This window comes from uncultured Sphingomonas sp. (assembly GCF_936927845.1).
GTDB lineage: Bacteria > Pseudomonadota > Alphaproteobacteria > Sphingomonadales > Sphingomonadaceae > Sphingomonas.
Genome location: NZ_CAKZHV010000046.1, coordinates 1 through 3,793 on the forward strand (window position 1 = coordinate 1; position 3,793 = coordinate 3,793).

The window sequence follows — 3,793 nt, forward strand, 5'->3', positions numbered from 1 at the left end:
GGCAAGGTCGCCTACCAGAAGAGCAGGCCGAAATAGCAAGGCGGTCTACCCGCCACGCTTACACATTTCATTCACCAGTCGAGCTTACGATTTCGCCTAAGTCATCGAGTTGTCGCTATGGTCGTAAGAACAAATTCCATTCCCCCCGCTAGCTCGCTCGCCGAAGCCGCAACGGGACCCGGATATGAGGCGTTGCGGTTCCTGTCCGAGCAGAGACTCGATCATAGTCCGGTCAATTTTGCGCTGGCGTGGCGATGCAAAACAGATCGGCACAGCGTCGCTGCGATGGCGGTCGATGCGATCCTTATGGAAGGCCGTCGCCTCCTTCAGGCGGACGTTGATTTCATCACTGCGACCCAAGCTGCCAAGCCGAACGGTGGGAATGCTGCCACTGAACCGAGCCATGACGCTCTTCGCCATCAGACTCTCAGGCTGGCGGACATCGCAGCACATGCTGCCAGCCGGTCCTCCGACTTCGGGCGCGACCTGTCCGCCGGCCTATTCCAGCTTTCCGGTGGCCCGAATTCGGTCGAGCAGATCGTGAAGGCGATGGTTCAGCGCACTCAAGATATTCAAGCTCAGTTGAATGCCGCCTCCAGCGAGATCGAGGAATTGCGCCAGCAGGTAGAGATCTCACGGGACGACGCTCATCGCGACGCGCTGACAGGCCTTCTCAATCGCCGCGGCGCCCGGAGGGAGATGTCGGCTCGCCGATCGTCACGAAACAGCAGCGTCGCGCTTTGCGATGTCGATCACTTCAAGCAGGTGAACGACACCTTCGGACACGGCGTCGGCGACCGTGTCCTGAAAGCCGTAGGGGATTGCCTGTCGCAGAGTCTCGGCTCTCACACCCTGGCACGATGGGGCGGCGAGGAATTTCTTGTGTTTTTCGACGGCGTGAGTGTCGCAAAGGCGGTTGCAATTCTCGAACGCGCTCGATCGAACCTGGAAGACCGCACATTCCGCGATCGCCAGACTGATGAGTTCATCGGCTCCGTCACCATCTCAATCGGCGTGGCGGCATTTGAGGGCACGAAGGAGGATGTGGCTATCGAGGCTGCCGACCGAATGCTCTACGAAGCCAAGCGAGGCGGCCGCAACCGCGTCGTCGCCGCCGTCTCCGAGACGCGTTAACATGCGCAATATTGAAAGCTGCTTGTTCGGCTACCGTGCAATGACGGACGGACTCAATCCAGCATCATTTAGGCGAGCGGCGCTCCGTTGCCGTCAAGACGGCATGGCGGCCCTTGTCCCGGAGTTTGGAAGTTGCTGATCCGCATAACACCGAAACAGGCGAGACTTGGAATGATTGTCGAAGGGCTGGAGGACGGCTGGCTGTCCCACCCCTTCTGGCGTGAGCGTTTTGTTATCAAATCTATGGCCGATCTCGAACGGGTAAGGAATGGCGGGACCAATCTGTTCATTGATGCGCGCAGAGGTCCGAAGCCCCTGACGAACGATCTGCCACACGAAAGCAGCACTGCAGTTCGACCGAAGACTCCGGCGGGGCGACCTGCCGCTTTGCTGCAAGTAAAAAAATCAAGCGCCCCGCGATTGCCAAGAAGACTCCCGACGCCGCCCGCCTTTGACCAGGCGGACAGGAAGCGCGCGTCCGCGGTGGTCAAGAGGTCCGCAAAGATCATCGGCGAAGTGTTCGATGATTGTCGCCGTGGCCACCCGGTGGTGATGCCCCAGATCGCCGCGGTGGTGAAGGACATTGCTGATGCGCTTGAGCATAACGGCGCCGCCTTCGCCAGCGTGACCCGCCTGAAGGAGAAGGACGGCTACACGTACACGCATTCAATCGCTGTCTGTGCGTTGATGATCACGCTTGGGCGCGCCAACAACGCAACGCCGGACGAGGTCGCCGAACTTGGTATAGCTGGAATGCTCCACGATATCGGTAAGCTCTCGATTGCTACTTCTATCCTCGGCAAGGCAGGGCCGCTCGATGAAGGCGAGCGCGCTTTGATCCGTCAGCATCCCGAGATGGGGCACCGGTTGCTAGCGTCGGATCCGCAGGTTCCGTCCGTCGCGTTGGACGTTTGTCTACATCATCACGAGCGGCTCGATGGGACGGGCTATCCCTTCGGCCTGCATGCCGACCAGATCACAACCGCCGCCCGCATCGCCGTGATCTGCGACGTATACGACGCGATGACTTCGAACCGTCCTTACAAGAAGGGCAAGTCGCCTGCCGACGCCATCGTAGAGATGGCCTCCCTTCCGGACATGATCGACCAAAATTTGCTGCTCAAATTCATGCGCGGCATCGGCGTATATCCGGTGGGTAGTCTTGTTCGTCTGCGTTCGAACCGACTCGCCGTTATTATGCCTACGGCGTCCGCCAACGGTCGAGGCGCGGCCCGCTCATTCTACAACATCATGGAGGATCGGACCTCGCAGTATGAGGACGTCGTTCTCGGCGATAGCTTCAAGGACGATCAGGTCGTGAAGATTGATGAAGGGGAAGAGCAGTTTGGCGACGACTGGCCCGCGATGCGCGATCGGGTCTTGGCGGGACGATCTCTACCTGGGCAGCCTGCATGACGCGGCGAGGTTTGCGGTTGCGATTAAGTGCGTTGCCCCGCCCAATGGAGGCGTCAATCTGAATCGCTAGATGAACGAACGGGCATCAACCCGTGCGGCTACTCCAAAGCAGCCATTCCGCTTCTCACTCAGAACCACACTTGCCGGTGTAAGTTCGCGTGCCGTCACGGACACAAGTGACGAGGCGGAAGGCAGCCACATTTTGCACCTTCCGCTAGCTCGTTCCTGCTAGGGTGCCGTCATGCTCCGACTACAGATGAAGCGGCTGGCTCGCCGCAACGAGGAAGCCGTGCGCCGCCTCGCCGACATCGAGCTTGCGATATCCGCTCTTAGCGACGACGACCTGCTCGACCTGGGCGACATCTTCCAAACAGAGCCGCGCGGCGCTCTGGGAGAGATCGCGTGGGTGGAAATGGAGCGACGCAACATTAGCCTGTAAAGCACAGACCTCTAGCTGCTGCTGCCGGCTACGAGCGACTCAAAGCACCTTGCGTCTCAGGCGATTTCCGGGGTTAGTGGGCGCCGCCGGCCAACGAGCCGCCGCAACAGGGATACTGGAAGATGAAGAAGACACTCGTTCTCGCGCTGGCGGCGGGCCTCGCCTCGCTGACCGCCTGCAACTCCAGCCCGCGCGAGCACGCCGCCGACAACATCGAGGCGAACGCCGAGAGCGTCGCCGACAACCTTGAGGACGCGGCGGACAACGTCAGCAACGACGCGGCCGAGGACCGGCTCGAGAACGCCGCCGACGCGGTGCGCGCGACCGGCGAGAACCAGGCCGAGGACATGCGGACGAACGACCCCGACACCAACCTGTCGAACGGCATGTAGAGGTAACGGACGGAGCTGGCTGGTCCCAAGCCCGACCTGCGCTGTAGGGGGCGCTCAGGTAAGACCTGGGCGCCCTCGTTGCGTCGGCACATCGCGGGCGCTGCTGCAATCAAGCGGCACCATCCTTCTCTACGCGCTTCCACGAGGGAGGCGGCGTAACGGACGTTGGCTTTGGAACCTAGGCGGGTCTCAGCTGGGGCGGCTTTGGATGGGAACACTACCTAACCCGAGCTATATTCCTGATTGGCGATGATGCCGTCTGGAGGGTTAGATGCCGAGAATAAAGCGTGATGAGTGGGTCAAGCTGTCGCCGACGGAGAAGGTGGTCCATCGAACCCAGCGGGTGATCGGTAAGCATGGCGGGTAGACCGCCTTGCTATTTCGGCCTGCTCTTCTGGTAGGCGACCTTGCC

At 60.7% G+C, this 3,793-nt stretch carries 4 protein-coding genes; all 4 read left to right on the plus strand.

The features are described from left to right. Positions 1-192: 192 nt before the first annotated feature. The 4 genes from Q0579_RS06805 (at position 193) to Q0579_RS06820 (ending at position 3,381) form a co-directional block, all read left to right on the plus strand. Positions 193-1,134: a diguanylate cyclase gene (locus Q0579_RS06805; protein WP_298810440.1), complete on the plus strand. Its 942-nt coding sequence runs from the start codon at positions 193-195 to the stop codon at positions 1,132-1,134. Positions 1,135-1,266: 132 nt separating this feature from the next. Beyond that, positions 1,267-2,550, plus strand: a complete 1,284-nt coding sequence (locus Q0579_RS06810; RefSeq protein WP_125945699.1) for an HD-GYP domain-containing protein — start codon at positions 1,267-1,269, stop codon at positions 2,548-2,550. 256 nt (positions 2,551-2,806) lie between these two features. Then, positions 2,807-2,989: a hypothetical protein gene (locus Q0579_RS06815; RefSeq protein ID WP_125945700.1), complete on the plus strand. Its 183-nt coding sequence runs from the start codon at positions 2,807-2,809 to the stop codon at positions 2,987-2,989. Between the two features lie 122 nt (positions 2,990-3,111). Then, positions 3,112-3,381, plus strand: coding sequence for a hypothetical protein (locus Q0579_RS06820; protein ID WP_125945701.1), 270 nt, complete (start codon positions 3,112-3,114; stop codon positions 3,379-3,381). Positions 3,382-3,793: the final 412 nt, after the last annotated feature.

Bases quoted from the DNA above. Each gene is read 5' to 3' on its own strand.
- Q0579_RS06815 (WP_125945700.1), top strand. From the start codon at position 2,807: ATGAAGCGGCTGGCTCGCCGCAACGAGGAAGCCGTGCGCCGCCTCGCC.
- Q0579_RS06820 (WP_125945701.1), top strand. From the start codon at position 3,112: ATGAAGAAGACACTCGTTCTCGCGCTGGCGGCGGGCCTCGCCTCGCTG.